Annotated in this window: 19 protein-coding genes and 1 pseudogene; 7 read left to right on the top strand and 13 right to left on the bottom strand. The window is 72.9% G+C overall.

Translation table 11 applies throughout. The features are described 5' to 3' along the window. Positions 1-313: 313 nt before the first annotated feature. Positions 314-2,233, top strand: a complete 1,920-nt coding sequence (locus ACZ64A_RS12120) for an ABC transporter ATP-binding protein (RefSeq protein ID WP_469810180.1) — start codon at positions 314-316, stop codon at positions 2,231-2,233. Between the two features lie 22 nt (positions 2,234-2,255). Here ACZ64A_RS12120 and ACZ64A_RS12115 read toward each other — a convergent pair whose 3' ends face one another. From ACZ64A_RS12115 to ACZ64A_RS12095, 5 genes are all read right to left on the bottom strand, one after another. Continuing rightward, positions 2,256-2,432 (bottom strand): hypothetical protein, encoded by a 177-nt coding sequence (locus ACZ64A_RS12115; RefSeq protein WP_469809912.1) that lies wholly within the window; start codon positions 2,430-2,432, stop codon positions 2,256-2,258. Between the two features lie 155 nt (positions 2,433-2,587). Then, complete coding sequence (locus ACZ64A_RS12110; RefSeq protein ID WP_469809911.1) at positions 2,588-3,232, bottom strand: DUF899 domain-containing protein; 645 nt, start codon at positions 3,230-3,232, stop codon at positions 2,588-2,590. A 56-nt stretch (positions 3,233-3,288) separates the two neighbouring features. Then, on the bottom strand, positions 3,289-5,205 hold the full coding sequence (locus tag ACZ64A_RS12105) for an FUSC family protein (protein ID WP_469809910.1): 1,917 nt from the start codon (positions 5,203-5,205) through the stop codon (positions 3,289-3,291). Positions 5,206-5,424: 219 nt separating this feature from the next. After that, positions 5,425-6,189 carry a nucleotidyltransferase domain-containing protein gene (locus ACZ64A_RS12100; protein WP_469809909.1) on the bottom strand — a complete coding sequence of 255 codons (765 nt, stop codon included), beginning with the start codon at positions 6,187-6,189 and terminating at the stop codon, positions 5,425-5,427. Between the two features lie 217 nt (positions 6,190-6,406). Then, positions 6,407-7,153 (bottom strand): uracil-DNA glycosylase, encoded by a 747-nt coding sequence (locus ACZ64A_RS12095; protein WP_469809907.1) that lies wholly within the window; start codon positions 7,151-7,153, stop codon positions 6,407-6,409. Positions 7,154-7,221: 68 nt separating this feature from the next. Between ACZ64A_RS12095 and ACZ64A_RS12090 the strand changes: the two genes are divergently transcribed. Further along, entirely contained in the window at positions 7,222-7,836 is a 615-nt protein-coding gene (locus ACZ64A_RS12090) for an RNA-binding S4 domain-containing protein (protein ID WP_469809906.1), read from the top strand. A gap of 22 nt (positions 7,837-7,858) precedes the next feature. Here ACZ64A_RS12090 and ACZ64A_RS12085 read toward each other — a convergent pair whose 3' ends face one another. Further along, the gene (locus tag ACZ64A_RS12085) at positions 7,859-8,350 is read right to left on the bottom strand and encodes a DoxX family protein (protein WP_469809905.1); all 492 of its coding nucleotides are present in this window, start codon (positions 8,348-8,350) and stop codon (positions 7,859-7,861) included. Between the two features lie 329 nt (positions 8,351-8,679). Here ACZ64A_RS12085 and ACZ64A_RS12080 point away from each other — a divergent pair, with 329 nt between their 5' ends. Then, positions 8,680-8,946, top strand: coding sequence for a DUF6343 family protein (locus tag ACZ64A_RS12080; protein WP_469809903.1), 267 nt, complete (start codon positions 8,680-8,682; stop codon positions 8,944-8,946). A 21-nt stretch (positions 8,947-8,967) separates the two neighbouring features. Here the strand turns inward: ACZ64A_RS12080 and ACZ64A_RS12075 are convergent, their stop codons facing one another. The 4 genes from ACZ64A_RS12075 to rpsA all read right to left on the bottom strand — a co-directional run bounded on the left by ACZ64A_RS12075 (position 8,968) and on the right by rpsA (position 12,787). Beyond that, positions 8,968-9,348: a tetratricopeptide repeat protein gene (locus ACZ64A_RS12075; RefSeq protein WP_469809902.1), complete on the bottom strand. Its 381-nt coding sequence runs from the start codon at positions 9,346-9,348 to the stop codon at positions 8,968-8,970. A gap of 88 nt (positions 9,349-9,436) precedes the next feature. Then, positions 9,437-10,042 carry a dephospho-CoA kinase gene (gene coaE, locus ACZ64A_RS12070; RefSeq protein WP_469809900.1) on the bottom strand — a complete coding sequence of 202 codons (606 nt, stop codon included), beginning with the start codon at positions 10,040-10,042 and terminating at the stop codon, positions 9,437-9,439. Positions 10,043-10,087: 45 nt separating this feature from the next. Then, positions 10,088-11,026, bottom strand: a complete 939-nt coding sequence (locus ACZ64A_RS12065; RefSeq protein ID WP_469809899.1) for a PAC2 family protein — start codon at positions 11,024-11,026, stop codon at positions 10,088-10,090. 270 nt (positions 11,027-11,296) lie between these two features. Further along, the gene (gene rpsA / locus ACZ64A_RS12060; RefSeq protein WP_361635277.1) at positions 11,297-12,787 is read right to left on the bottom strand and encodes a 30S ribosomal protein S1; all 1,491 of its coding nucleotides are present in this window, start codon (positions 12,785-12,787) and stop codon (positions 11,297-11,299) included. Between the two features lie 326 nt (positions 12,788-13,113). Between rpsA and ACZ64A_RS12055 the strand changes: the two genes are divergently transcribed. Together ACZ64A_RS12055 and hrpB are read left to right on the top strand one after the other, a co-directional pair. Further along, positions 13,114-14,001: a class I SAM-dependent methyltransferase gene (locus ACZ64A_RS12055; protein ID WP_469809898.1), complete on the top strand. Its 888-nt coding sequence runs from the start codon at positions 13,114-13,116 to the stop codon at positions 13,999-14,001. A gap of 84 nt (positions 14,002-14,085) precedes the next feature. Continuing rightward, positions 14,086-16,659, top strand: coding sequence for an ATP-dependent helicase HrpB (gene hrpB, locus ACZ64A_RS12050; RefSeq protein ID WP_469809897.1), 2,574 nt, complete (start codon positions 14,086-14,088; stop codon positions 16,657-16,659). A gap of 48 nt (positions 16,660-16,707) precedes the next feature. On the opposite strand, the gene ACZ64A_RS12045 is transcribed toward hrpB, so the two are convergent. Further along, positions 16,708-18,498: a lytic transglycosylase domain-containing protein gene (locus ACZ64A_RS12045; protein WP_469809896.1), complete on the bottom strand. Its 1,791-nt coding sequence runs from the start codon at positions 18,496-18,498 to the stop codon at positions 16,708-16,710. A gap of 315 nt (positions 18,499-18,813) precedes the next feature. On the opposite strand from ACZ64A_RS12045, the pseudogene ACZ64A_RS12040 reads away from it, so the two are divergent. Next, positions 18,814-18,919: pseudogene (locus tag ACZ64A_RS12040) on the top strand (DUF4184 family protein); the annotation flags it as partial. A 180-nt stretch (positions 18,920-19,099) separates the two neighbouring features. Here the strand turns inward: ACZ64A_RS12040 and ACZ64A_RS12035 are convergent. Together ACZ64A_RS12035 and polA are read right to left on the bottom strand one after the other, a co-directional pair. Continuing rightward, positions 19,100-19,534 (bottom strand): hypothetical protein, encoded by a 435-nt coding sequence (locus tag ACZ64A_RS12035; protein ID WP_469809894.1) that lies wholly within the window; start codon positions 19,532-19,534, stop codon positions 19,100-19,102. A gap of 421 nt (positions 19,535-19,955) precedes the next feature. Beyond that, positions 19,956-22,682 carry a DNA polymerase I gene (gene polA, locus ACZ64A_RS12030; RefSeq protein ID WP_469809893.1) on the bottom strand — a complete coding sequence of 909 codons (2,727 nt, stop codon included), beginning with the start codon at positions 22,680-22,682 and terminating at the stop codon, positions 19,956-19,958. A gap of 483 nt (positions 22,683-23,165) precedes the next feature. Here polA and ACZ64A_RS12025 point away from each other — a divergent pair, with 483 nt between their 5' ends. Further along, positions 23,166-25,445, top strand: coding sequence for an FdhF/YdeP family oxidoreductase (locus tag ACZ64A_RS12025; protein ID WP_469809891.1), 2,280 nt, complete (start codon positions 23,166-23,168; stop codon positions 25,443-25,445). The last annotated feature ends 18 nt before the right edge of the window (positions 25,446-25,463 follow it).

The following is a 25,463-nucleotide window of genomic DNA, read 5'->3' as shown; positions in this document are numbered from 1 at the left end:
TCCGACCTCCCCGCGTGCACCCACGCCGTCTACCCCGCCGCCCTATGAGGGCCCACGCGCTCACACGGCCGCCCCGCGCGCTCCCATCCCCTCTCCGCCGCCCCGGCGTACGCCCGCGTACCCCGCCCGTCGGCTGCCCCCGCGCCCGCACCCCCGCCCCCCGTTCTGCGCCCTCCCCCGCTCCCGCCGCACCCCGCGATAGTGACCGTCTGACCGGAGTCGGGGAGGTCGAGTGGGCCACAAGCACGACGCCGACGCGCGTGAGGTGTCGGAGTCGGAACGGCTGCTGTTCGGCGGGCCGCTGCGGTACGACATGGGCTGGAACCAGCACCGGGACGCGTTTCTGGAGCTGAACCTGCGCGCGATGGTCACCCGGCTGCCCGCTCTGCTCGGCTCAAGCCTCCGCCTCGCCCGTCAGGCCGACCGCAGGGCCACCCGCACGGTGCTGCTCGCCGAGTCCGGCCGTGGGCTCGGCCAAGCGGTCAGCCTGCTCGCCGTCAACAGCGTGCTGAGCCGGCTGCTCGGCTACGGCACGCTGGAGGCACGTCTGCGCGGTGCCGCTCCGGCGCTGGTCGCCCTGTCCGCCGTCCTGCTGCTCTCGGCGTTGCTGCGCGCGGCGTCGACGTACGCCACCGGGCGTCTGGAGCCCAAGGTGGAGCGGGTGGCCACGGAGCTTTATCTGGAGCGGGCGGCGAACGTGGAGCTGTCCGCGATCGAGGACCACGCCTTCCACAAGCTGCTGGACACAGCCCAGTACGGTGCCTCCTCCGCCCGCAGGATGATCATGTACGGCACGCGCGTGGTGAACGCCGTGATCTCACTGGTCGCGGCGGCCGGGGTGCTGACCGTGCTGCACCCGGCGCTGCTGCCGCTGCTGGTCACGATGACCCTGCCGAGCGCCTGGAGCTCGCTGACCAACGCGCGGCGCCGCTACGAGTCGTTCCACACCTGGGTGCAGCACGCCCGGGCCGGGCACCTGCTCAGCGGCCTGCTGACCGAGCCGCAGGCCGCGCCGGAGATCCGGGTGCACGGCGTGGGTCCGTTCCTGCTGCGCCACTTCCGGGCGATGTCGGAGACGGCCGAGGCCGAGCAGGCCCGTCTCGCCCGGCTCGCCGCCCGCACCGGGCTGATCGCGGCCACCTGGACGGGGCTCGCCACGGTGGCGACGTACGCCACGCTCGGCGGGCTGCTGCTGACCGGTGCGATGGCGCTGTCGGTGGCGGGCACGGCGGTGGTCGCGATCCGCAGCGGCTCGACCAGCCTGAACACGCTCGTGCTGGAGATCAACGAGCTGCACGAGGAGGCCCTGTTCGTCGGCGATCTGGAGCGGCTGTACGTCGAGGCGGCCGAGCGGGCCATTCCGGTCGGCGGCGCGGCCCTGCCGGAGGATCCGCGGATGATCCGCTTCCAGAACGTCACCTTCCGCTATCCCGGGGACGCGGCCCGCCCCGCGCTGGACGACGTCACGCTCGACCTCCCCCTCGGCCGGATCATCGCGCTGGTCGGGGAGAACGGCTCGGGCAAGACGACGCTGGTCAAACTGCTCGCGGGGCTGTACCGGCCGGAGGCGGGGCGGATCCTGTGGGACGACGTGGACGCCGCGCACGCCGACCGGCGGCTGCTGGCCGAGCGGGTGGCGATGGTCGCGCAGGACTTCAAACGGTGGCCGTTCACCGCCCGGGTCAACGTGGCCATCGGCCGTTCCGCCGCCCCGCTGACCGACGAGCGGCTGGCCGCGTCGATCGCCCAGGCCGGCGCCGAGGACGTCGTCGCGGACCTGCCGAGGGGCCTGGACACGTTGCTGGCCAGGCACTTCTCCGGCGGCCATGAGCTGTCCGGCGGACAGTGGCAGCGGCTCGGCATCGCCCGGGCCGCCTACCGGCGCGCGCGGATCCTGATCGTGGACGAGCCGACGGCGGCCCTGGACGCCCGGGCCGAGGTGGAGGTCTTCGACAAGATCCGCGCGCTGGCCGCCGCGGGGCAGACGGTCGTCCTGATCACGCACCGGCTGGCGTCGGTGCGCCACGCGGACCTGGTGCACGTCCTGGACCAGGGACGCCTCGTGGAGACCGGCACTCCGGAGGAGCTGCTGGCCAAGGGCGGCGTCTACGCGGAGCTGTACGCGCTGCAGGCGGAGCAGTTCACGCTGAAGGTGCCGGGAACGGCGGCACCGGAGCCCGGGAGGGCCGGTGAGACGACGGTGCCCGCCCCGAGGAGTACGGCGGCGGGCTGACCTGCGGCATGCGGCACGGTCGTCACTCCATGGCGTCCGCGCTCCGGATGATCACGAGGAACGTGTCTGTCGCGAGGTCCATGACAACCTCGGCCGCCAGACCCTCCTGCCGCCGCGCGTGCGCGAACTCCTCCGCGGGCCACGATCCGCGCGGCCCACCTGCGGGAAAGCGTTCGAGCACGGTTCGCCCGTTCACCATCTCGCACCTCCACAAAGCGTTTGTCCGTGTAGGAGTTAACGCCCTGGGAAGGCCTGACGGCTCGCTCAGTGACCCGACTGAGACGTAGGTGACACAAGTTCAGCGCGGACCGTAAGATTCCGTGCACGGAACGCACGCGTCCGGTACGAAGCGTGTCAGTCCTCGTACTCGTCGTGATAGCGCACCGGCACCCTGGTCTCCTGCCGGCCGAGCGCCGTGAGGTCCAGCAGACTGCCCGTCGACCCGACGTCCTCGAGTTCACCCTCGTACGTCGAGTAGGTGTGGAAGACCCGGTCGCGCTCGCGCAGGAAGCAGCTCAGTCCCGGCCGCTCGACGAGTGAGCCGTCGCCCTGCTCCACGGTGACCTCGAAATCCTCGTTGAAGTCCGTCTCGTACGACGAGTACCAGGGCACCGTCCATCCCATCCGCGCCTTGAAGGGCAGGATCCGGGTGAACGGCGCCCGGGACACCGCCGCGAACGACGTCCCCCTCGCGTGGATATGAGCCAATTGCCCCACTTGGTCGAGAAATGCGGAGCAACGACGGCAGCCTCCCTCCCACTCCGGCGCGAACATGAAGTGGTGGACGACGAGTTGGTCGCGCCCCTCGAAGAGGTCGAGCAGGGTCGCCTTGCCGTCGCCGCCCTCGAAGACGTACTCCTTGTCGATCTCCACCATCGGCAGCCGGCGCCGCTGCGCGCTCAGCGCGTCGCGCGCGCGGGTGACCGCCTTCTCCTTGACCAGCAGTTCCTCGCGCGCCGCGCGCCACTGCTCGCGCGAGACGACCTCCGGAAGCGACATGAGCCCTCCTGTGCAACGGTCCGTTCCCAGGAGGTGACCGAGGGTCGGCGCGGAACTCATCGGTGCGGCAGGAAAAATTCCGGAGCCGACGCGGCGACCACCCGCCGGTCGAGTGCGTCGCGCTCGCCCAGTTCGTCGAGTTCGCCGAGGAGTTCGGTGAGCCGGCGCTGGTGCCGAGGGCTGAGGGCTCCGGTGTCGTCGAGGTGGACCGCGCAGGCGGTGGTGGTGTCGACGAGGCGTTCGAGGACGGCGGCGACCTCACCGGTGCCGGCGGTGTGCCGGGCCAGCGGGGGCAGTTCGGCGGCGGCGAGCGCGCTGGCGGCGCGGGCCTCGGCCAGGGTGCGGTAGGCCTCGCGGCGCAGGGCCCAGCGAACGGGGCGCGAGCCGGGGTCGGTGAGGACGTGCATCAGGTAGGCGTCCGCGGCGCCGGCCGCCACGGCGAGCCGGTCGCGCACCGTGCCGCCCCCCTTCCCGGGCATCGGCAGATGGCCGACGATCAGCACGATCGCGCAGGCCAGCAGCGTCTCCCCGATCCGGCTCAGAGATGCCTGCGACTCGCCGCCCACCATGACCAGCGCGAGCACCAGGACGGTGACGACGGCCGTCTGCGCGGCGAAGTGCCGTGCGGCGACAGGCACGAGCGCACCGCACAGGGCGACGAGGACGACGAGCCCGGCCGGCCGGGGCAGTACGGCGGCGAGCGCGGCGAAGGCGACGGCCCCGAGCACGGTCCCGGCGGCCCGGCACAGCACCCGCGACGCCAGCGGCCCGAGGTCGGGCTTGACCAGGAAGACCGCGGTGGCGGGCAGCCAGTACCAGTGGCTGTGCTGCCCGTACCAGTGCGTGCGGTGCAACGCCTGTGCGACGGCGGCCGCGGCGCCGAAGGACACGGCGACCCGCAGCCCGTACTCACGCCCGCCGGGGCCGAAGGCGATCCGCAGCAACTGCCGTGCCGTGCGCCGCCGCTCGTGCAGCGCGGTGCCGTGCCCGCGGTCGAAGACCTCGGCGGCCTGCAGCAACGCGTCGTCCAGCGCACGCAGTGCGGGCTCCGAGCGGCTCGGCGCGGGCAGCGGCCCGGTGACGGCTTCGTCGCGCACCGCGGCGGCGAGCCTTCGCGGCCCGGCAGCGGACCGCGCCCCGACCGGCTCCCCGGCCCAGGCCAGCGCGGTCGCGGCCTCGGCGAGCGGCAGGGCCGCGGCGTACTGCGCGTGCAGCCGCCGTTCACCGGCGCAGGAGGCGTACCGCCGCAGCCGAGGGCCGGAGAGGCAGTCCTGGGCGTGGTCCAGTGCGGCGGTGAGGGCGGCCCGCCGGGTAAGGGCGAGCGGTCCGCCGACCGCGTCGAGGAGTGCGGCGATCGCGTCATAGACACCGGCGACGGCGTCGCGCTCTCCGTCGAACCGGAAGTCCTTGCGGAGGCTCAGCCGGAACGCCGACCGCGCATCCCCGGCGCTGGATCCGGGCGTGGGCAGGGCGAGCCGCAGCGTCAGCAGCCACCCGGCGCCGGCGAGAAAGCCGAGCGCCCGGAGCCACCCGCTCTCCGGCAACGGCATCCCGGCCCCGACGGCCGCCGCGGCCAGCAGCTGCGTCCCCGCCGCCGAGGCGACCGGCCCGACGTCACTGGCCCCGCCGGCGACCAGTCCGAGCACAGTGAGCAGGGCGGTGAGCGGAACCGGGCCGGCGTGCTGCCCGGCGTACGTCCCGGCGACCAGCCCGGCGGCACCCGCGAGCGCGGGCACCCCGATCCGCTCGACCGACGCCCGGCGGCTGCCGGGCCGGTCGTTGATCCCGGCGAACATGGCCGCGAGGGCGGCGACGACACCGAGCGACGTACGGCCCGCGGCGAGCGCCCCGAGCAGCAGCGGCCCGGCCGCCAGCGCTCCCCGCGTGACCGCGCTCCAGGGCACCGGCCCTCGCTGGGTGCGCAGGGCATGGGCGAGCCAGGGCGGAAGCGTGACGGTGACGCGGCGGAACACGGGGCTCCTGTTCGGACGAGGGCGGGGTGTGCCTTCGGGCGACGGTGGCCGGGCGGGTGTGGTCCCACGGTAGATCGGGTTCTTTGAGGGGAGAGGACAGCCGTGTTTCACCCGTGTGACAGTCCTGGGCAGCCAGGGTCTCGCCGGCCGTGGCGCCGGACGCCGCGAAGGCGACCGCCGGTCCGGCCGCGGACGCCCGCGGCGGAGATGCCCGCCCGTTCAGCGCACGGCGGTCAGGAGCAGTTCCTCGGCGGCGGCGACCGTCGCGGTCAGCCGGCCCGGTTCTGCCTTGAGGCCGGCCAGCAGGCCGTCGACGCCGCGCAGGCCCGCCCGCTCCAGCAGCCGCTTCTCGTTGGTGACCCACTCACCGCGCGCCGCCATCACCGCGTGCCCGGCCTGTACGGCGGCGGTGGCGACGGCCCCGGCCACCTCCGTCAGGCGTCCGGCCGGGGCGTGGTTGTCCCGGGCGTAGGCCAGGGTGATCCGGGCACAGCCGAGCCAGTGGTCGCGCGCCGTGCGCCGCAGCGGCTCCGGATAGGCGGCGGGTTTCGGCATCTCACCGCGCAGCACCTGGTTCACCGCCAGCTCCGCGACGACGAGATAGGTGGGAATGCCCGCAAGGTGGAAGAGGAGCGGCTCCACGCGGAAACGGCCCTGCTCCGCCTCGGCCAGTTGGTGCTCGACCACGTCGAGGTCGCGGTAGTGCACGTCGACGCGGCGGCCTTCGACGGTCAGCCACGCGCCGCCGTTGAACACACCGCCGCCCCAGCCTCCGACCTCGGACACCTCGCCTTCCCAGCCGAGCGCACGGAGGTCGGCGGGGTCGAAGGGGCCCCGGTAGTAGACGGCCAGATCCCAGTCGCTGTCGGGCCGGTGCGTGCCCTGGGCCCGCGAGCCACCGAGGGCGACGGCGCGGACGGTGGGCAGCGCGGCGAGACGGTCGGCGGTGCGATCGAGGAAGGCCTGGTCGGAATCGGAGGGCATGGCTGCGGCTCCAGCGAGCGGGGAGGCGGGGTGGGGTGGGGGCAGCTCGGGACGGGACGGGCGCAGCGTACGCGGGGCGGAGTCGGACGCGCGTGGCGATAAATCCAGGCCCGGGCGGCTGCTTGTGCGGTCGGGACCCGCGGGTCCCGCCCCCTCCGCCCCGCAGACCGGGCGCGAGGGCGCTCACGGTGTGCGCTGCCCCTCCCCCGGCTGCCGGTCAGCCCCTGTGCGGCAGCCCCGCCGCCTCCGCCGCCGTGCGCAGGACGTCCCGCAGCATCTCGGGCGTGAGCCGCCCGGTGAAGGTGTTGCGCTGGCTGACGTGGAAACAGCCGAAAAGCTGAAGCTGCTCTCTGCCCTCGCCACCGGCCCCGGCAGCCCCGCTCTCGAGCGTCAGGCTGGCGCCGTGTGCGAAGGCCGGTCGCGGGCGTGGTACCGGCCAGCCCGCCTCGGTGAACGCGGGCAGCGCCGCCTGCCAGCCGAACGCACCCAGCACCACCACCGCCCGCAGCGTCGGCCGCAGCAGCGTCAGCTCCTGCACCAGCCAGGACCGGCAGGTGTCCCGCTCCTGTGGCGTCGGCTTGTTCGCCGGCGGTGCGCAGTGCACGGGCGCGGTGACCCGCACGCCGTACAGTTCCAGTCCGTCGTCGGCACTGACCGCCGTCGGCTGCGAGGCCAGCCCCACGTCGTACAGAGCCTGATACAGCACGTCACCGGAACGGTCCCCGGTGAACATCCGCCCGGTCCGGTTGCCCCCGTGGGCGGCGGGCGCGAGCCCGACGAGCAGCAGCCGCGCGTCGGCCGGGCCGAACCCGGGCACGGGCCGCCCCCAGTACGTCCAGTCGGTGAACGCGGCCCGCTTGGTCCGCGCCACCTCCTCCCGCCAGGCGACGAGCCGCGGGCAGGCCCGGCAGCCGGCGATCCGCTGGTCCAGGTCGGGGAGGCCGGAGGGTGTGCTGGGGGTCATGGCACCACGGTATGCCGGGGCCGGAAACCCGTGGGGCGCACCCCGCGCGGCGAGCTAAGGTCGAGAACATGGTTGCTGACGGTGCGGACCACAGGACGACGGACATGACGGGCGCGACGGACACGACGGGCCCGGATGGGGAGCCGCCGGCTGCCGCACCCCCGGCGGGCGCCACCGCCGCCTCGCCGGAGGCCGCCGACCCGAAGGTCGCCGCCGCCATCGCCGCCGCCGAGGCTGCCGGTCCCGCCCCCGGGGAGTCCGTGCGCATCGACAGCTGGATCTGGGCCGTCCGTCTGATCAAGACGCGCTCGCTCGGAGCCACCGCCTGCCGGGGCGGCCATGTGCGGGTGAACGGCGAACGCGTGAAGCCCGCGTACAACGTGCGTGTGGGCGACGAGGTGCGGCTGCGCAGCGAGAACCGGGAACGTGTGGTGATCGTCAAGCGCCTGATCCGCAAGCGGGTCGGAGCGCCCGTGGCCGTCCAGTGCTACATCGACAACAGCCCGCCGCCTCCGCCCCGTGAGGCCGTCGCCCCCGCCGGCATCCGCGACCGCGGCGCCGGCCGCCCCACCAAGCGCGACCGTCGCGAACTCGAACGCCTGCGGGCTCTGCGCGGCCTGCCGAGCATGGGCGGCCCGGGTCCGGCCCCGGGTGGCGGTGGAAGCGGCTCCGGGCACCGGTGACACAGAGCTCCCCGCCTCGGCCTCACGCCGCGCGTCGCAGCATCGCCACGAGTTCGGCGGTGTGCTTGCGGCGGGCCCAGGCTATGAGGCCGAGCGGCACGATCAGGATCAGGGGCGTGGCCGCGTTCTGACCGTGGAAGACGGTGATCTGGACGATGAACGCGCCCACCATCAGCGCGCCCAAGGACAGCGCCGCGACCGACTGCAGTACCGGGACCAGCAGCGCTATCGCCCCCGCCAGCTCCAGCAGGCCGATGGCATACATCCCCGCGCTGCCCCAGCCGATCCGGTCGAACGACTCCACCGCCGTGGGATGCGCGATCAGCTTCGGCAGCGCGCTGGCGACGGCGTAGAACAGCGCGAGCAGCACCTGCACGGTCCGCAGCGCGATCCGGGCGTACCGACCGCGCCTGGTCGTGACGGCCGTGGGCGTCGCGGAGGTCGTCGAGGTCGACGTCCTGCCGGCGGTCGTCGTGGTGCTGAGGGAGCCGGCGGGAGCGGTGGTCTCGGACATGAAGGTCTCCTGGTTCGCGTTCCGTGTGGCCTGGTCCGGTGTGATGTCACCTGGGCCGTGATGTCACCTGGATAGACCTGGTGGAGCCTCGAAACTCATCGCTCCCCGGCCGCCGTTGGCCGAACAACGCTCGGTGTCAGTGGCCGGGAGCGGGTGTCCTGCTCGCCTCTTCAGCTCCCTGCCGATTCAACGGACCGCTCCCGCACCGCCGTTCCGCCCGCCTGCCTGTCCACTCGTTCGAGCGAAGCCTCTTCGTTCGACGCCTGGATCTGGACCGCTTGGTGAACGTCCCTGGCCGGAGTACGTTGCAAGAAGGAGTGGTGATCGGTATGCGTACAGGCAGTGAGCCGACGACCGCGCGCAGTGCGCTGCGGATGCGCTTCTGGCTGAGCGTGTGGGGCCTGGTCTGGGCGATCGCGGGCACCGCCGGGTTCGCGCTCGCCGGGCAACCGGGGTGGGCGGCCGCGTTCGGGGTGCTGTGGCTGGTGATCACCGTCGATATGTCGGTGATCCTGCGGCACATGCGGCAGGGTCCGCACTTCCAGCCGGGACCCGACATCCCGCCCTACCGGCCGCCGGAACACCGACGGCCATGAGAACACGTCAAGCGACGCCCCTCACGCGTCGAAGCGTGCCGCCTTGAGGTACTGCGGGTTCGGGTCGAGCGCTGCCGCCAGCCGGAAGTGCCGTCGGGCCTGATCGCCGCGGCCCTGGCGTTCGTAGGTGCGGGCGAGCGCGAAGTGGGCGTAGGCGTTGTCCGGTTCACGCTCCAGAACGATCGTGAACTCCAGCTCGGCGGGACGCAGTTGCGCACCGGCGAAGAAGGCGCGGGCGCGCAGCAGCCGGGCGGCGGTGTTCTCCGGGTGCGCGGCGATCACTCCGTCGAGCAGCTTCACCGCACCTCGCGGATCACGGGCGGCGAGCAGTTGCTCGGCGGCTCGGAAGTCGATGACGTGTGTCTCCGGAGTACCTCCGGTCGAACCGCTGATCTCGGGCACGGAAACTTCCTTCCCTCACTCGAGGGGTTCAACGCCCGCTCCGAGTACCCCTATTCCGGCGGCGCCACCCGCGGCGCCCACCTGGTCGCTAGCGGGTCCACCGCGCCCTGTCCGCCAGCTCCGTCCAGACCTCCCGCACGCGCGCCCGCAGCTGTTCCAGCGGCACGTCGTTGTCGATCACGATGTCGGCGATCTCCCGGCGCTTCTCCCGCGAGGCCTGCGCGGCCATGCGGGCGCGGGCGTCCTCCTCCGTCATGCCGCGCAGCCGGACGAGCCGGTCGAGCTGGGTGGCGGGGCTCGCGTCGACGACGACCACGACGTCATAGAGCGGGGCCAGGTCGTTCTCGGTGAGCAGAGGGACATCGTGGACCACGACGGCGTCCTCGGCCGCGGCCTGTTCCAGCTCGCGGGAGCGGGCGCCGACCAGGGGGTGCACGAGCGCGTTCAGCACGGCCAGCTTCCCGGGGTCGGCGAAGACGATCGAGCCCAGCTTGGGACGGTCGAGTCTGCCCTCGGGCGTGAGCACGTCGGGGCCGAAGGCCTCGACGACCGCCGCCAGGCCGGGCGTGCCCGGCTCCACGACCTCGCGGGCGATTGCGTCGGCGTCGATCAGCACGGCCCCGCACTCGACGAGCAGCCGCGACACCTCACTCTTGCCGGCACCGATACCGCCGGTCAGGCCCACTGTCAGCATGAGCGGAAGCTTAGGGCCTGCCACTGACACGGGCTCCGGCGGAGGTCAGTTCTCGCCCTCGCGTTCGGCGAGGAAGCGCTCGAACTCGCGGCCGATCTCGTCCGCCGACGGAATGTCGACGGGCTCGGCCAGCATGTTGCCCCGGCTCTCCGCGCCCGCGGCCGCGTCGTACTGGTGCTCGAGGCCCTGGACCAGGGCGGTGAGCTCCTCGTCGCCCTCCCGGATCTGGCGGTCGATCTCGGTCTGCGTGCGGTGGGCGTCGTTGCGCAGGGCGTGCGCGAGGCTCGGCAGCACCAGGCCGGTGGCGGCGGTGATGGCCTCCAGCACGGTGAGCGCGGCGTCCGGGTAGGGCGAGCGGGCGATGTAGTGCGGGACGTGTGCGGCGACGCCGAGCACGTCGTGGCCCGCTTCCATCAGCCGGTACTCCACGAGGGCCTCGGCGCTGCCGGGCACCTGGGCCTCGTCGAACGGGCTGCTGTGCCCCGGGACGAGGTCGGTGCGGTTGCCGTGCGGGGTGAGGCCGACCGGGCGGGTGTGCGGGACGCCCATGGGGATGCCGTGGAAGTTCACCGACAGGCGGACTCCGAGCCGCTCGACGATCTGCCGCACGGCCGCGGCGAAACGCTCCCACTCGACGTCGGGCTCGGGCCCGGACAGCAGCAGGAAGGGGGCGCCGGTGGCGTCCTGGACGATCCGCACGGTGATCGCCGGATCCTCGTAGTCGGTCCAGCGGTCGCGGCGGAACGTCAGCAGCGGGCGCCGGGCGCGGTAGTCGACCAGCCGGTCGTGGTCGAAGCGGGCGACTTCCTGGTGGGGCAGCGAGTCGAGGAGCCGCTCGACGATCTGGTCGCCGGTTTCCCCCGCGTCGATGTATCCGTCGAAGTGGTAGAGCATGACAAGTCCGGCCGACTCCTGGGCGAGCGCCATGTCGACGACGGCCAGCCCCTTCGGCTCCCACGTGTACAAACCCTGCGGATCAAGCACAGTGACCGCTCCTCCTCATGTCCGTAGACGACAACGAGCAGCGGGGCGTGAGCATTCCCGAGATCATCACGTGCACGAAACCGACGATCATGAAACGCCGAGCGTGTGCAACGCCCTGAAGCGCGCGGGGAACTGCGCGACCAGCCACAACCGGCCCGCACCCGAACGACGGCAGACTCTGGGCATGACTGAGGGGCCGCACCTCGAAAGGTACGGCCCCTCAGCTACCGACTACCGAGCCTCAGCGGCCGGGGATCCCTCTGGGAGAGATCAGCTCTGGCCGCCGGCCAGCTTCTCGCGCAGCGCGGCCAGCGCCTCGTCCGACGCCAGGGCGCCGGAGGTGTCGCCACCCTCGGAGGAGTACGAGCCACCGGTCGCGACCGGAGCGGCAGCCTCGCCACCCTCGGCAGCGGCCTTCTCGTCCGCCTCGCGGGACTTGATGACCTGCTGCTGGTGCTGCTCGAAGCGCTGCTGCGCCTCGGCGTACTGGCGCTCCCACTCCTCGCGCTGCTTCTCGTAGCCCTCGAGCCAGTCGTTGGTCTCGGGGTCGAAGCCCTCGGGGTAGATGTAGTTGCCCTGGTCGTCGTAGGACGCGGCCATGCCGTACAGGGTCGGGTCGAACTCGACCGCCGACGGGTCGGCACCGAAGGCCTCGTTGGCCTGCTTCAGCGAGAGGCTGATGCGGCGACGCTCGAGGTCGATGTCGATGACCTTGACGAAGATCTCGTCGTTGACCTGGACGACCTGCTCCGGGATCTCCACGTGGCGCTCGGCCAGCTCGGAGATGTGGACCAGACCCTCGATGCCCTCGTCCACGCGGACGAACGCACCGAACGGAACCAGCTTCGTGACCTTGCCGGGCACGACCTGGCCGATCTGGTGGGTGCGGGCGAACTGCTGCCACGGGTCTTCCTGGGTCGCCTTCAGCGACAGGGAGACGCGCTCGCGGTCCATGTCGACGTCGAGGACCTCGACCGTGACCTCCTGGCCGACCTCGACGACCTCGGAGGGGTGGTCGATGTGCTTCCAGGACAGCTCGGAGACGTGGACCAGACCGTCGACGCCACCCAGGTCCACGAAGGCACCGAAGTTGACGATCGAGGAGACGACGCCGGAACGGACCTGACCCTTCTGCAGGGTCGTGAGGAACGTCTGGCGGACCTCGGACTGGGTCTGCTCCAGCCAGGCACGGCGGGACAGGACCACGTTGTTGCGGTTCTTGTCCAGCTCGATGATCTTGGCCTCGAGCTCCTTGCCCACGTAGGGCTGGAGGTCGCGGACACGGCGCATCTCGACGAGGGAAGCCGGCAGGAAGCCACGGAGGCCGATGTCGAGGATGAGACCACCCTTGACGACCTCGATGACGGTACCGGTGACGATGCCGTCCTCTTCCTTGATCTTCTCGATGGTGCCCCAGGCGCGCTCGTACTGGGCGCGCTTCTTCGAGAGGATCAGGCGGCCTTCCTTGTCCTCCTTCTGGAGAACAAGGGCTTCGATCTCGTCGCCGACCTTGACGACCTCGTTCGGGTCGACGTCGTGCTTGATCGAGAGCTCGCGGCTCGGGATGACACCTTCGGTCTTGTAACCGATGTCGAGCAGGACCTCGTCCCGGTCGACCTTCACGATGACGCCGTCGACGATGTCGCCGTCGTTGAAGTACTTGATCGTCTCGTCGATCGCGGCGAGGAAGGCTTCCTCGTTACCGATGTCGTTGACCGCAACCTGCGGGGTGGTGGCGGTGGTCTCGGTGCTGCTCGTCATGTGGGAAAGGGCTCCGGTACGGACGGTGAGTCGTAGGTACTGCTTACGCCGGGAGCCCGTTTCGCTCTGCAGAAGGCCGGACAGCCAAGGAAGCGCCACACTGCGAGCACCAGGTGCTCCGTGGCGCCTCGAGAACCGAGGGGACATACATACAGATGCGAGCGCAGCCTGCTACGTCTGAGGTGCGCAGGCCCGCAGCGCAACTTGTAGCATACGGGGGCTGCCGGGCAGGGTCAATGCGCGAAGCCGCACACCCGGGGCGGATCACCGCATTTCCGGCACAAAACCTGTCTCACGAGGCCACGCGGGCCGTTTGCGGCCCTGTCATGACACCCGGGGACGGGCTGGTTTCGAAGAGTACGACGAGGGAGCCGATCATCCAAGAGTCCGTATCCGCCCAGCCGTCCCCCGCCGGGCCCGACGCCGAGGCGGAGGCCACGCGGCGCGCCGCCGGCGTCACCGAGAGCGCCCGCGCCAACCGGGGCTGGTGGGACCGCAACGCCGACGAGTACCAGATCGAGCACGGCACCTTCCTCGGCGACGACCGCTTCGTGTGGGGTCCGGAGGGCCTGGACGAGGTGGAGGCCGAGCTGCTCGGCCCGCCGGAGGAGCTGAAGGGCCGCCGGGTGCTGGAGATCGGCGCCGGCGCCGCCCAGTGCGCGCGCTGGCTGGCCGCACAGGGCGCGCACCCGGTGGCCCTGGACATCTCGCACCGCCAGCTCCAGCACGCGCTGCGGATCGGTTCCTCCTTTCCTCTTGTGTGCGCGGACGCGGCCGTGCTGCCGTTCGCGGACGCCTCCTTCGACGTGGCGTGCTCGGCGTACGGGGCGCTGCCGTTCGTGGCCGACCCGCGGCTGGTGCTGCGGGAGGTGCGGCGCGTACTGCGGCCGGGCGGGCGGTTCGTCTTCTCCCTCACGCATCCCGTCCGCTGGGCCTTCCCCGACGAGCCGGGCCCGGAGGGGCTGACCGTCGCGGCGTCCTACTTCGACCGCACGCCCTACGTCGAGCAGGACGAGGACGGCAACGCGGTGTACGTCGAACACCACCGCACGCTCGGCGACCGGGTGCGCGACGTGGTGACGTCCGGCTTCCGGCTGGTGGACCTGGTCGAGCCGGAGTGGCCGGACTGGAATACGTCGGAGTGGGGCGGCTGGTCGCCGCTGCGCGGGCATCTGATCCCGGGAACGGCGATCTTCGTCTGCGAACGGGACTGAGGTCCAGGCCTGCCGCCGGTCCTGTGGAAGGGGAGTTGTCCACAGGCTCGGCGGGCGCTCGCGCACACGTAAGAAACTGGATGCGTGATCCGCTACGACGCCCTGGACGCGCTGCCCGTGCGCAGCGCCCTACCCGCTTTGGACGACGCCCTCGACGGCCATGGTGCCGCCGTGCTCGGCGCGCCGCCCGGCACGGGCAAGACGACGCTGGTGCCGCTCGCCCTGGCCGGACTGCTGGACGGCGGGGCCGGGCCGCGGCGGGTCGTCGTGGCCGAGCCGCGGCGGATGGCGGCGCGCGCCGCTGCGCGGCGGATGGCGTGGCTGCTGGGCGAGAAGCCCGGACGAAGCGTCGGGTACACCGTGCGCGGGGAGCGGGTCGTGGGGCGGCACACGCGGGTGGAGGTCGTGACGACCGGTGTGCTCCTCCAGCGGCTGCAACGGGACCAGGAGCTGCCGGGCGTGGACGTCGTCCTGCTCGACGAGTGCCACGAACGCCATCTGGACGCGGACACGGCGGCGGCCTTCCTGTGGGACGTGCGGGAGGCGCTGCGGCCGGAGCTGAAGCTGGTGGCGGCGTCGGCGACGACGGACTGGGAGGAGTGGGCGCGGCTGCTCGGCGGAGCGCCGGTGGTGGAGGCACAGGGCTCCGCTGACGCCGTCGGCATCGTGTACGCGCCGCCGGTCCGACCGGTGCGGCCGTCGCACGGCATGTGGGTGGACCCCGCGCTGCTCGCCCATGTGGCGTCGGTGGTCCGGCGGGCACTCTCCGAGCAGGAGGGGGACGTGCTGTGCTTCCTGCCGGGCGTGGGCGAGATCGCGCGCGTGGCGGGACTCCTCGGGGACCTCGGCGAGGTGGAGGTGCTCCAGGTGCACGGGCGGGCACCGGCCGCGGTGCAGGACGCGGTGCTCTCGCCCGGGCAGCGGCGCCGGGTGGTGCTGACGACCTCGGTCGCGGAGTCCTCGCTGACGGTGCCCGGGGTGCGGGTCGTCGTCGACTCGGGGCTGGCGCGGGAGCCCCGGGTGGATCACGCGCGCGGGCTGAGCGCGCTGGTGACGGTGCGGGCGTCGCAGGCGGCGGGGCGGCAGCGGGCGGGGCGGGCCGGGCGTGAGGCGCCGGGGACCGTCTACCGGTGCTGGCCGGAGGCGGACGAGGGGCGTCTGCCGCGGTTCCCGTCGCCGGAGATCAAGGTGGCCGACCTGACGGCGTTCGCCCTTCAGGTGGCCTGCTGGGGTGATCCCGACGCGTCCTCCCTCGCCTTGCTGGATCCGCCGCCGGCCGGGCCGATGGCGGCGGCGCGGGAGGCGCTGACGGCGTTGGGGGCGGTGGACCTGCGCGGCCGGGCCACGGAGCGCGGGCGGGTGCTGGCGCGGCTGGGGGTGCATCCGCGGTTGGGCCGGGCCCTGCTGGACACCGCCGGTGCGGGGGCGGAGGTGGTGGCGCTGCTCTCGGAGGAGGCGCCGCGGGAGTACGGGGACGATCTGGCCGTTGCCGTGCGGACGGCCCGGCGTGGCGGCGACGCCTACGCCGCACGGTGGCGGACGGAGGTGAAGCGGCTGCGGGCCGTCGTCGAGGACGTGGCCCGGCCGGCGGAGGCGGCCGGTGGCGGGGCGCGGCCGAGGGACACGGTCGTCAGCGGCGCGGCGCCGAGGGACACCGTCGTGCCTGCGGGGCCGCACAGCGGTGACGACAGGGCGGCCGGCGCCGTGGCCTCGCTGGCGTTCCCCGAGCGCGTGGCGAAACTCGACGGGGGTTCCTACCTGATGGCCTCCGGCACGCGTGCGGAGCTGCCCGCCGGCTCCCCTCTGCACGGCGCCCGCTGGATCGCGGTCGCCGTGGCCGACCGGCCGCTGGGCCGGGGGCACGCACGGGTGCGGCTCGGCGCGGTGATCGACGAGGAGGTGGCGCGGTCGGCCGCCGGGTCACTGCTCGACGCGCGGCAGGAGGTGCACTGGGCGGGCGGGGACGTCGTCGCGCGCCGGGTCGAGCGGCTGGGCGCGATCGAGCTGGCGGCGCGACCGCTCACCGACCCCGACGCCGGGGCCGTACGGCTGGCTCTGCTGGAGGGGTTGCGGCAGGAGGGGTTCGGTCTGCTGCGCTGGCCGCCGGAGGCCGAGGTGCTGCGGCAGCGCCTCGCCTTTCTCCGGCTGCACCTCGGGGAGCCCTGGCCGGACGTGTCCGACGAGGCGTTGCACGCGCGCGTGGAGGAGTGGCTGGAGCCGGAACTGAGCCGGGCCGGGCGGCGGGCGGACCTGGCACGGATCGACGCGGGGCAGGCGCTGGCCCGGCTGCTGCCCTGGGCCTCGGGGGAAGCGGCCCGGCTGGAGGAGCTGGCGCCGGAGCGGATCACCGTGCCGAGCGGCTCCCGGATCCGGGTCGACTACGCCGATCCGGAGCGGCCCGTGCTCGCGGTGAAGCTGCAGGAGATGTTCGGGTTGCAGGAGTCGCCCCGTCTCGCCGGGATACCGGTGCTGGTGCATCTGCTGTCCCCGGCCGGGCGGCCGGCGGCCGTCACCGCCGATCTCGCCTCGTTCTGGCGCGACGGCTACAAGGGTGTGCGGGCGGAGCTGCGCGGCCGCTATCCGAAGCATCCGTGGCCGGAGGACCCGGCCGCCGCGGAGCCGACCCGGCACACGAACGCGCGGCTCAGACGCGCCTGACGACACGGCGCCCCTCGCGGGGAGGGGCGCCGTGCGGAGCGGGGCGGGTCAGGCGCTCGGGCTCACCGACGGCGACGACGAGGACGAGGGCGAGGGGCTGCCGGAGGGGGACGGGGAGGGGCTGCCGGTCGCCTCCGGTGCCGTCACGGTGAGTTCCACGGTCAGCGTGGCCCCGCCCGCGGTGGTGATGCGCAGCAGGAACGTGCCGGTGGTGTCGTCCGCGTACAGCTTCGGGAGCTTCAGCAGGCCGTTCGCGTCGGTCCGCAGGTCCTTCAGGGTGCGGACGGCCTTGCCGTCGGCGTCCTTGAAGTAGGGGCCCTTGTCGTTCTCCGACGGGTCGGCGCCCGACTTGATCAGGGTGGCGGTGGCGGCGACCTGGTCGGCGACCGCGCCCTTGTAGGTGGCCTTGACCTCGACCTGGTCGGCGAACGTGCCGCCGGCGACACAGGTCTGCTGGGTGTCGCTGGTACGGGTGAGGGCGTCGGCGGCACGCTCGGTCACGGTGGCGGTGTAGGCGAGCGCGGGGACCATCCGGCCGACGACGGACGCGTGGACCGTGAAGTCGCCGGTCTTCTCGCCCGCTTGGAGCGGGGGGGCAAGGGCGACGCCGGAGCTGTCGGTGACGACGGTGGCGACCCTCTCGCCGCCGGCGAAGGTGGTGTCGGTGGCACCGTCGATGGTGAAGCGGATCCGCACCTTGGCGACGGCCTTGCCGGCCTTCGTCTCGGCGCGGGCGCCGAGCCGCTGGGAGAAGGCGTCGCCGGCCATGGTGCTGGGCTTGACCGTGGTCGTCCGCTCCAGGTGGTCGACCGTGTCCGTGGGCGTGGGCGGCGTGGTCGGGGTGCCGGGGGTGGTGGGCTTGCCGGGCGTGGTCGGGGTGGTGGGCTTGCCCGGCTTCGGGGGCGTGCTGCCGCCGGGCGTGGGCGTCCCGGGCGAGGGGTGGTGCGGCGCGGGGGGCGTCGTCGTCGGGCGCGGGCGGGTGCCGGAGGTGCCGGGGTCGCTGGGGTGCGACGGCACGGTGCCCGTGCCGTCCGGGACCTCGTGGGTGCCCTTGCGGTAGTACTCCAGCCACGTCAGGACCGTGCTCAGGTAGTCCTGCGAGTTGTTGTAGCTGAGGATCGCCCGGTTCATGTCCTGCTGGGTGGACAGGTCCCAGTCGTTGCGGCACAGGTAGTGGCCGGCGGCGAGGGCGGCGTCGTAGACGTTGTTGGGGTCCTTGAGGCCGTCGCCGTTGCCGTCGCGGCCGGCCCACGCCCAGGTGGACGGGATGAACTGCATGGGGCCGACGGCCCGGTCGACGGTGGTGTCGCCGTCGTACGCGCCGTGGTCGGTGTCCTTGATGAGCGCGAAGCCGTTGCCGTTCAGCGCGGGGCCGAGGATCTTGCCGATCGTGGTGCCGTTCGCGTCGACGCGGCCGCCGCGGGCCTGGCCCGACTCGACGTTGCCGATGGCGGCCAGCAGTTCCCAGGGCAGGTTGCAGCCGGGCTTGGAGGCGCGCAGCTCGGCCGCCGCCTTCTTGTAGGCGTCGAGGACGGTCGCCGGGATGCCGGACTCGCTCGCTCCGGTGGCGGCCGGCGGGACGGTGCCGGTGGTCGGTGCCGGGTTGGGACTGTTGAGCGGCGGCAGGTCGGTGTAGTACCGCGAGTTACCGGTGGCCGTGTCGCTGTTGTCCGCCTGCACGTCGGGCGTGGTGGGCGCGGTTCCGGCGGCGGACTGTCTGCCCTGGTCGTCGACCGTGACGCCGGGAGCCTGGGACGCGGAGAGCGCCGCGACCGCCGCAGCGGCCACGGCGGTGGTGAACGCTCCCTTGCGCAGCCTGCTGCCGAATTGCGCCGCCATGTGGTGAACCCCTCCCGTGGACGCCTGGGCGTCCGTCCTGTTGTGGTGCCCGTGCCGTCGTGCTGTGTCCGGTGTGGCGTACTCGCCTTGGTGTGACGAACGAACCACCGCTCCGGTTGCCCTCCCGCGGCAATTGGTCCGCCCGGCGTGGCATCCCCGTGACCCTACGACAACTTCCTTTGCTCGGGCACCTGTTCGTGCCCGATTTTTACCGGTTGGCCATGTGCCGTTCGAGGCGTTGTGCCGCACCGCATACTGGACGCCGCTGATCACGTATCGGTCACAGCCGGACAACCCGCCCCGGAAGGAGACCCGTTGCCGTTCACGTTGAGCCACGCGGCGGCCGTACTGCCTGCCCGCGGTGTGCACCGACGGCTCCGGCCGGGGACGCCTGGTGCCGGCCGTCCTGATGGCAGGCTCCTTATGGGGGGCGCGGGGCAGCGGGCCATGCGGTGGTGGGTCTACCGGGGGGCCACCGCGGACCCGCGGAAGCTGATCCCCACGGTGTGTTTCGGCACCGGCGCCGGACTCGTCCTCGGGCTGCTCGTGTACGCCGCCGGGGTGCGGGCGCGGCGGCCGGTGACCGCCGGTGCGGGCGAGGTCAGCCGCGGCGTACTCGAGGAGAGCCGTCCGGCCCGGTGACCGCGGCGGTCGGGGGCAGCGGGACCACGAACACCGTGAACGTGCGTGCCGGGCGGGAAGGGCGCGGCAGCCGGCTGAGCAGCAGCGCCACGTAGCCCAGACCCAGCTCGGTCCACAGCCGCCAGCGCGGCGCGTCACGAGGTGGGTCCGCCACGGCGGTGTCGTCGGCCGCCTCCGGCGCGTTCCGGCGGGTGAGGCGACGGGCGAGGGCTGCGGTGCGGCGGCGCAGCGCCTCGGCGCGGGTGGTGGGGACGCGGCCGGTACTGGCGTCCGCCGCGAAGGGCGGGACGGACGGCTGCGGCGCGGAGAGATCCGCCGTGGCGTCGGCTCGGGCCGGTGCCTGGTGCTGGGCCTGAGCTCGTGCCGTGCGGCGGTGGAGCATGCGTATACCCATGCCCGCATCCTGGCGGCAGGGCGGCGGGGGGCGCGTTTCTGCGGGGGCCAGCCGAGTGACGGTCCCTGCGGGGGTGGGCGGGGTGGACCGACGGGGTGGACCGACCGGGGTGGGGGCCGGCGTCGTGGGGCGGCCGCGGGTGGTGGGGGGGCTGGTCGCGCAGTTCCCCGCGCCCCTTCCGGTCGGCACTGTGGGCCGGGGCCCTTCAGGTCGGCGCCCAGGGCCGGGCCCCTTCAGGTGGGCACTTGTGGGCCGGGCCCCTCAGGCAGGTGGGCGCTCTGGCCCGGGCCCCTCAGGCAGGTGGGCACTGTGGGCCGGGGGAAGGCGGTGCAGCGGGCTTTCGCCCCCTGCCCTCCCCCAGCCCGGGAAGGCGGTGCAGGGGCTCTCGCCCCTTGCCCTCCCCCGGCCCTGTCCCGTTCGGCTAGTGCGCTGCCGACTCCCAGTCCGGGCCGACGCCGACCGAGACGCCCAGCGGGACGCGGAGCTGGACCGCGGCCGCCATCTCGCGGCGGACCAGTTCCTCCGCCCGCTCGCGCTCGCCGGGGACGATCTCCAGGACGATTTCGTCATGGACCTGGAGCAGCATGCGGGAGGTGAGGTTCGCCTCGCGCAGCGCCCGGTCCACGTTCAGCATCGCGATCTTCACGATGTCCGCCGCCGTGCCCTGGATGGGCGCGTTCAGCGCCATCCGTTCGGCCGCCTCGCGGCGCTGGCGGTTGTCGCTGTTGAGGTCGGGCAGATAGCGGCGGCGGCCGAACAGCGTCGCCGTGTACCCCGTCGCCCGCGCCTCGTCGACGACCCGGCGCAGATAGTCCCGCACCCCGCCGAAGCGGTCGAAGTAGGCGTCCATCAGCGTGCGTGCCTCGGACGCGTCGATGTTCAGCTGCTGGGACAGGCCGAACGCCGACAGACCGTACGCCAGGCCGTAGGACATCGCCTTGATCTTGCGGCGCATCTCGGCGTCCACGGCGGTGGGCTCCACCGCGAAGACCTGGGACGCCGCCGTCGTGTGCAGGTCCTCGCCCGAGGTGAACGCCTCGATCAGGCCCGCGTCCTCCGACAGATGGGCCATCACGCGCAGCTCGATCTGGCTGTAGTCGGCGGTCATCAGCGACTCGTAGCCCTCGCCGACGACGAAACCGCGGCGGATGGCGCGGCCCTCGTCGGTGCGGACCGGGATGTTCTGCAGGTTCGGGTCCGTGGAGGACAGCCGGCCGGTCGCCGCGACCGTCTGGTTGAAGGAGGTGTGGATCCGGCCGTCCGAGGCGATCGTCTTGATCAGGCCCTCGACCGTGACGCGCAGCTTGGCCTGCTCACGGTGGCGGAGCATGATCACCGGCAGCTCGTTGTCGGTCTGGCCGGCGAGCCAGGCCAGGGCGTCGGCGTCGGTGGTGTAACCGGTCTTGGTCTTCTTCGTCTTCGGCAGGCCCAGCTCGCCGAAGAGGACCTCCTGGAGCTGCTTGGGCGAGCCGAGGTTGAACTCGTGCCCCGCCGCCGCGTGCGCCTCCTTCACGGCCTGCTGCACGGCGCCCGCGAACATCTGCTCCATGGCCTCCAGGTGGGCGCGGTCCGCGGCGATGCCGTGCCGCTCCATGCGGGCCAGCAGCGCCGAGGTGGGCAGCTCCATGTCGCGCAGCAGGTCCGCGGCGCCGACCTCCGTCAGCTTGCTCTCGAACGCCTCGCCCAGGTCGAGGACGGCGCGGGCCTGGATCATCAGCGCCTCGGCCTCGGCGCCGTCGTCCGCGCCGAAGGCGAGCTGGCCGTCGGCCGCGGCGGCGGGCGCCAGCTCGCGGTGCAGGTACTCCATGGACAGTGCGTCCAGGTCGAAGGAGCGCCGGCCCGGCTTGACCAGGTACGCGGCGAGCGCCGTGTCCATGGCGACACCGGCGATGCTCCAGCCGTGCTCGGCGAAGACCCGCATGGCGCGCTTGGCGTCGTGGAACACCTTGGGCCGCTCGGCGTCGGCGAGCCAGGCCGCGAAGGCGTTCTCGTCGGCCTCGTCGAGCTGGGAGGGGTCGAACCAGGCGGCCGGGCCGCCGGCGGTGGCCAGCGCCACCTCGGCGACGGAGCCGGTGCCCAGCGCCCAGGTGTCGACGGTGGCGATGCCGAGCGGCTCGCCGCCGTGCTCGGCCAGCCAGCCGGTCAGCTCGCCGCTGCCCAGCACCGCGCCGTCCAGCTCGACGCCGTCCGTGACGACCGGGGTCGTCTCGGCCTCGGCCGCGCCCGGGTCGACGGCGAGCAGCCGCTCGCGCAGCGACGGGTTACGGATCTCCAGGGTGTCCAGGATCATCGCGACGGCCTTGCGGTCGTAGGCCGGGCGCTCCAGGTCGGCGACCGTCTTCTCCAGCGGCACCTGCCGCTCCAGCTCGGTGAGCCGGCGGTTGAGCTTGACGGCCTCCAGGTGGTCGCGGAGGTTCTGCCCGGCCTTGCCCTTGACCTCCTCGACGCGCTCGACCAGCTCCGCGAAGGAACCGAACTGGTTGATCCACTTCGCGGCGGTCTTCTCGCCGACGCCGGGGATGCCGGGGAGGTTGTCGGACGGGTCACCGCGCAGCGCCGCGAAGTCCGGGTACTGGGCGGGCGTCAATCCGTACTTCTCGAAAACCTTCTCCGGAGTGAACCGGGTCAGCTCCGAGACGCCCTTCGTCGGGTACAGCACCGTGACGTGGTCGCTGACCAGCTGGAAGGAGTCGCGGTCGCCGGTGACGATCAGCACCTCGAAGCCCTGGTCGGCGGCCTGCGTGGCGAGCGTGGCGATGACGTCGTCCGCCTCGAAGCCGTCGACGGCGAAGCGGGAGACGTGCATCGCGTCGAGCAGCTCGCCGATCAGCTCGACCTGGCCCTTGAACTCGTCCGGGGTCTTGGAGCGGTTCGCCTTGTACTCGGTGAACTCCTGCGAGCGCCACGTCTTGCGGGAGACGTCGAAGGCGACCGCGAAGTGCGTGGGCGCCTCGTCGCGGAGGGTGTTCGCCAGCATCGACGCGAAGCCGTAGATCGCGTTCGTCGGCTGGCCGGTCGCGGTGGTGAAGTTCTCCGCGGGCAGCGCGAAGAACGCGCGGTAGGCCAGGGAGTGCCCGTCCATGAGCATCAGGCGCGGGCGGCTGCCGCCGGAGGTGCTGTCGGTCTTCTTCGTTGCTGTCTCTGCCACGCCCCCGATCCTGCCACGCCCCACTGACACCGAGCCGCCACCGGGTGGCTGCCGCCGGCTGTGGGGGCCGCCACGGTGGCTGCCGCCGGCCGGAGGGACGGCCACCGGGGCCGTCGCCGGACCGCCGTCCCGGGCGTCGCCGCCGTACGGTTCGGGCGGCCCTGGACGCCGAGCCGCAGGCGCCGCGACCGGTTGCCACCCACCGCGGAGTGTGAGGGGCCGCACAAGGGTCGGGGGCGTCAGGTGGCGTGGCGGGGCCGGTACGGGGCCTTCAGGCCCGGCCTCCCCGACACCCGGCGCGTCCAGGTGGAGACCGTCCGTGGAGATTAGGCCGGGAGCCGCTGCCCCGAAGGGACGAGCGGAGTCCGCCCGCCCCCCGAAGAGGCAGAACTGGAGCCGCTTCCCCCAAGGCCCGGGCGGTGTCAGTAGGGCGTGCGAGGATCTGGGATGTATCTCACGCGTGTACCCGAAGGAGAGTGCGCGATGGCGACGAAGCCGCCGAAGGCCGACCCTGTCCAGGACGCGCCGCAGGTCGCGGAGCCGAAGCACGCCGCGGCCGGGCTGCCGGCCATCGGGCACACGCTGCGCATGGCCCAGCAGCAGATGGGCGTCAAGCGCACCCTGCTCACGCTGCTGAGCGTCAACCAGAAGGACGGCTTCGACTGCCCCGGCTGCGCCTGGCCGGAGCCGGACCACCGGCACAAGGCGGAGTTCTGCGAGAACGGCGCGAAGGCGGTCGCCGAGGAGGCCACGCTGCGCCGGGTCACCCCGGAGTTCTTCGCCGCGCACCCGGTCTCGGACCTGGCGACCAGGAGCGGGTACTGGCTGGGGCAGCAGGGCCGTCTGACCCATCCCATGTATCTGCCCGAGGGCGCCGACCGCTACGAGCCGGTCACCTGGGAGCGCGCCTTCGACATCGTCGCCGAGGAGATCGCCGCGCTCGGCTCGCCGGACGAGGCCGTCTTCTACACCTCCGGCCGCACCAGCAACGAGGCCGCGTTCCTCTACCAGCTCTTCGCCCGCGAGCTCGGCACGAACAACCTGCCGGACTGCTCCAACATGTGCCACGAGTCCTCCGGCTCGGCCCTCGCCGAGACGATCGGGATCGGCAAGGGCAGCGTCCTGCTGGAGGACCTCCACCAGGCCGACCTGATCATCGTCGCCGGACAGAACCCGGGCACGAACCACCCGCGCATGCTCTCCGCACTGGAGAAGGCCAAGGCCGGCGGCGCGAAGATCATCAGCGTGAACCCGCTGCCCGAGGCCGGCCTGGAGCGGTTCCACAACCCGCAGACCCCCAAGGGCCTCATGGCGGGCGCCGCGCTCACCGACCTGTTCCTGCAGATCCGCCTCGGCGGCGACCAGGCCCTCTTCCGTCTCCTCAACAAGCTGATCCTCGAGACCGAGGGCGCGGTGGACGAGGAGTTCGTCCGCGAACACACCCACGGGTACGAGGAGTTCGCGCGGGCCGCCCGCGCCGCCGACTGGGACGAGACGCTCACCGCGACCGGTCTGACGCGGGAGGAGATCGAGCGGACCCTCGCCATGGTGCTCGCCTCGCGGCGCACCATCGTGTGCTGGGCCATGGGCCTCACCCAGCACAAGCACTCCGTGCCGACGATCAGGGAAGTCGTCAACTTCCTGCTGCTGCGCGGCAACATCGGCCGTCCGGGCGCGGGCGTCTGCCCGGTGCGCGGCCACTCCAACGTGCAGGGCGACCGCACCATGGGCATCTTCGAACGCCCGGCGCCTGCCTTCCTGGACGCGCTGGAGAAGGAGTTCGGCTTCGCTCCGCCGCGCGCGCACGGCTATGACGTCGTCCGGGCCATCCGCGCGCTGCGCGACGGCGAGGCGAAGGTGTTCTTCGCGATGGGCGGCAACTTCGTCTCCGCCTCCCCCGACACGGAGGTCACCGAGGCGGCCATGCGGCGCGCCCGTCTGACCGTGCACGTGTCGACGAAGCTCAACCGCTCCCATGTGGTGACGGGCGCGCGGGCGCTGATCCTGCCGACGCTCGGCCGCACCGAACGGGATGTGCAAGGCGGCGGCGAGCAGTTCGTCACCGTCGAGGACTCCATGGGCATGGTGCACGCCTCCCGCGGCCGGCTGGAGCCGGCGAGCCGGCATCTGCTGTCCGAGCCGGCCATCGTGTGCCGTCTCGCCCGCCGGGTCCTCGGGGAGCGGAGCGTGGCGCCCTGGGAGGAGTTCGAGAAGGACTACGCGACGATCCGCGACCGCATCGCGCGCGTGGTCCCCGGCTTCGAGGACTTCAACGCGCGCGTGAGCCGCCCCGGCGGCTTCGCCCTGCCGCACGCCCCGCGCGACGAGCGGCGCTTCCCGACGGCCACCGGCAAGGCCAACTTCACCGCCGCCCCGGTGGAGTTCCCGAAGCTGCCCGAGGGTCGGCTGCTGCTGCAGACACTGCGCTCGCACGACCAGTACAACACCACGATCTACGGCCTCGACGACCGCTACCGGGGCATCCGGGACGGCCGCCGGGTGGTGCTGGTCAACCCCGACGACGCCCGCGCCCTGGGTGTCGCGGACGGCTCCTACGTCGACCTGGTCGGTGAGTGGCGCGACGGTGTGGAGCGGCGGGCGCCCGGCTTCCGGGTGGTGCACTATCCGACCGCGCGGGGCTGCGCCGCCGCCTACTACCCGGAGACGAACGTCCTGGTGCCGCTGGACGCCACCGCTGACACCAGCAACACCCCGGCCAGCAAGTCGGTCGTGGTGCGTCTGGAACAATCGGCCACCGACTGAGCGTTCGCTTAAGTCAGC

The organism is Streptomyces sp. NPDC104814 (assembly GCF_055583185.1).
The sequence above is the reverse complement of the archived record's forward strand: the minus strand, read 5'-3'. Positions and strand labels throughout refer to the sequence as shown.

Coding starts and splice junctions, on each gene's coding strand:
- ACZ64A_RS12110 (WP_469809911.1), bottom strand. CDS start 3,232: ATGTCGCTTCCGGAGGTCGTCTCGCGCGAGCAGTGGCGCGCGGCGCGC.
- ACZ64A_RS12080 (WP_469809903.1), top strand. CDS start 8,680: ATGCGTACAGGCAGTGAGCCGACGACCGCGCGCAGTGCGCTGCGGATG.
- ACZ64A_RS12095 (WP_469809907.1), bottom strand. CDS start 7,153: ATGACCCCCAGCACACCCTCCGGCCTCCCCGACCTGGACCAGCGGATC.
- ACZ64A_RS12115 (WP_469809912.1), bottom strand. CDS start 2,432: ATGGTGAACGGGCGAACCGTGCTCGAACGCTTTCCCGCAGGTGGGCCG.
- rpsA (WP_361635277.1), bottom strand. CDS start 12,787: ATGACGAGCAGCACCGAGACCACCGCCACCACCCCGCAGGTTGCGGTC.
- ACZ64A_RS12085 (WP_469809905.1), bottom strand. CDS start 8,350: ATGTCCGAGACCACCGCTCCCGCCGGCTCCCTCAGCACCACGACGACC.
- ACZ64A_RS12100 (WP_469809909.1), bottom strand. CDS start 6,189: ATGCCCTCCGATTCCGACCAGGCCTTCCTCGATCGCACCGCCGACCGT.
- coaE (WP_469809900.1), bottom strand. CDS start 10,042: ATGCTGACAGTGGGCCTGACCGGCGGTATCGGTGCCGGCAAGAGTGAG.
- ACZ64A_RS12120 (WP_469810180.1), top strand. CDS start 314: ATGGGCTGGAACCAGCACCGGGACGCGTTTCTGGAGCTGAACCTGCGC.
- ACZ64A_RS12055 (WP_469809898.1), top strand. CDS start 13,114: ATGACACCCGGGGACGGGCTGGTTTCGAAGAGTACGACGAGGGAGCCG.
- ACZ64A_RS12090 (WP_469809906.1), top strand. CDS start 7,222: ATGGTTGCTGACGGTGCGGACCACAGGACGACGGACATGACGGGCGCG.
- ACZ64A_RS12025 (WP_469809891.1), top strand. CDS start 23,166: ATGGCGACGAAGCCGCCGAAGGCCGACCCTGTCCAGGACGCGCCGCAG.
- ACZ64A_RS12035 (WP_469809894.1), bottom strand. CDS start 19,534: ATGGGTATACGCATGCTCCACCGCCGCACGGCACGAGCTCAGGCCCAG.
- ACZ64A_RS12045 (WP_469809896.1), bottom strand. CDS start 18,498: ATGGCGGCGCAATTCGGCAGCAGGCTGCGCAAGGGAGCGTTCACCACC.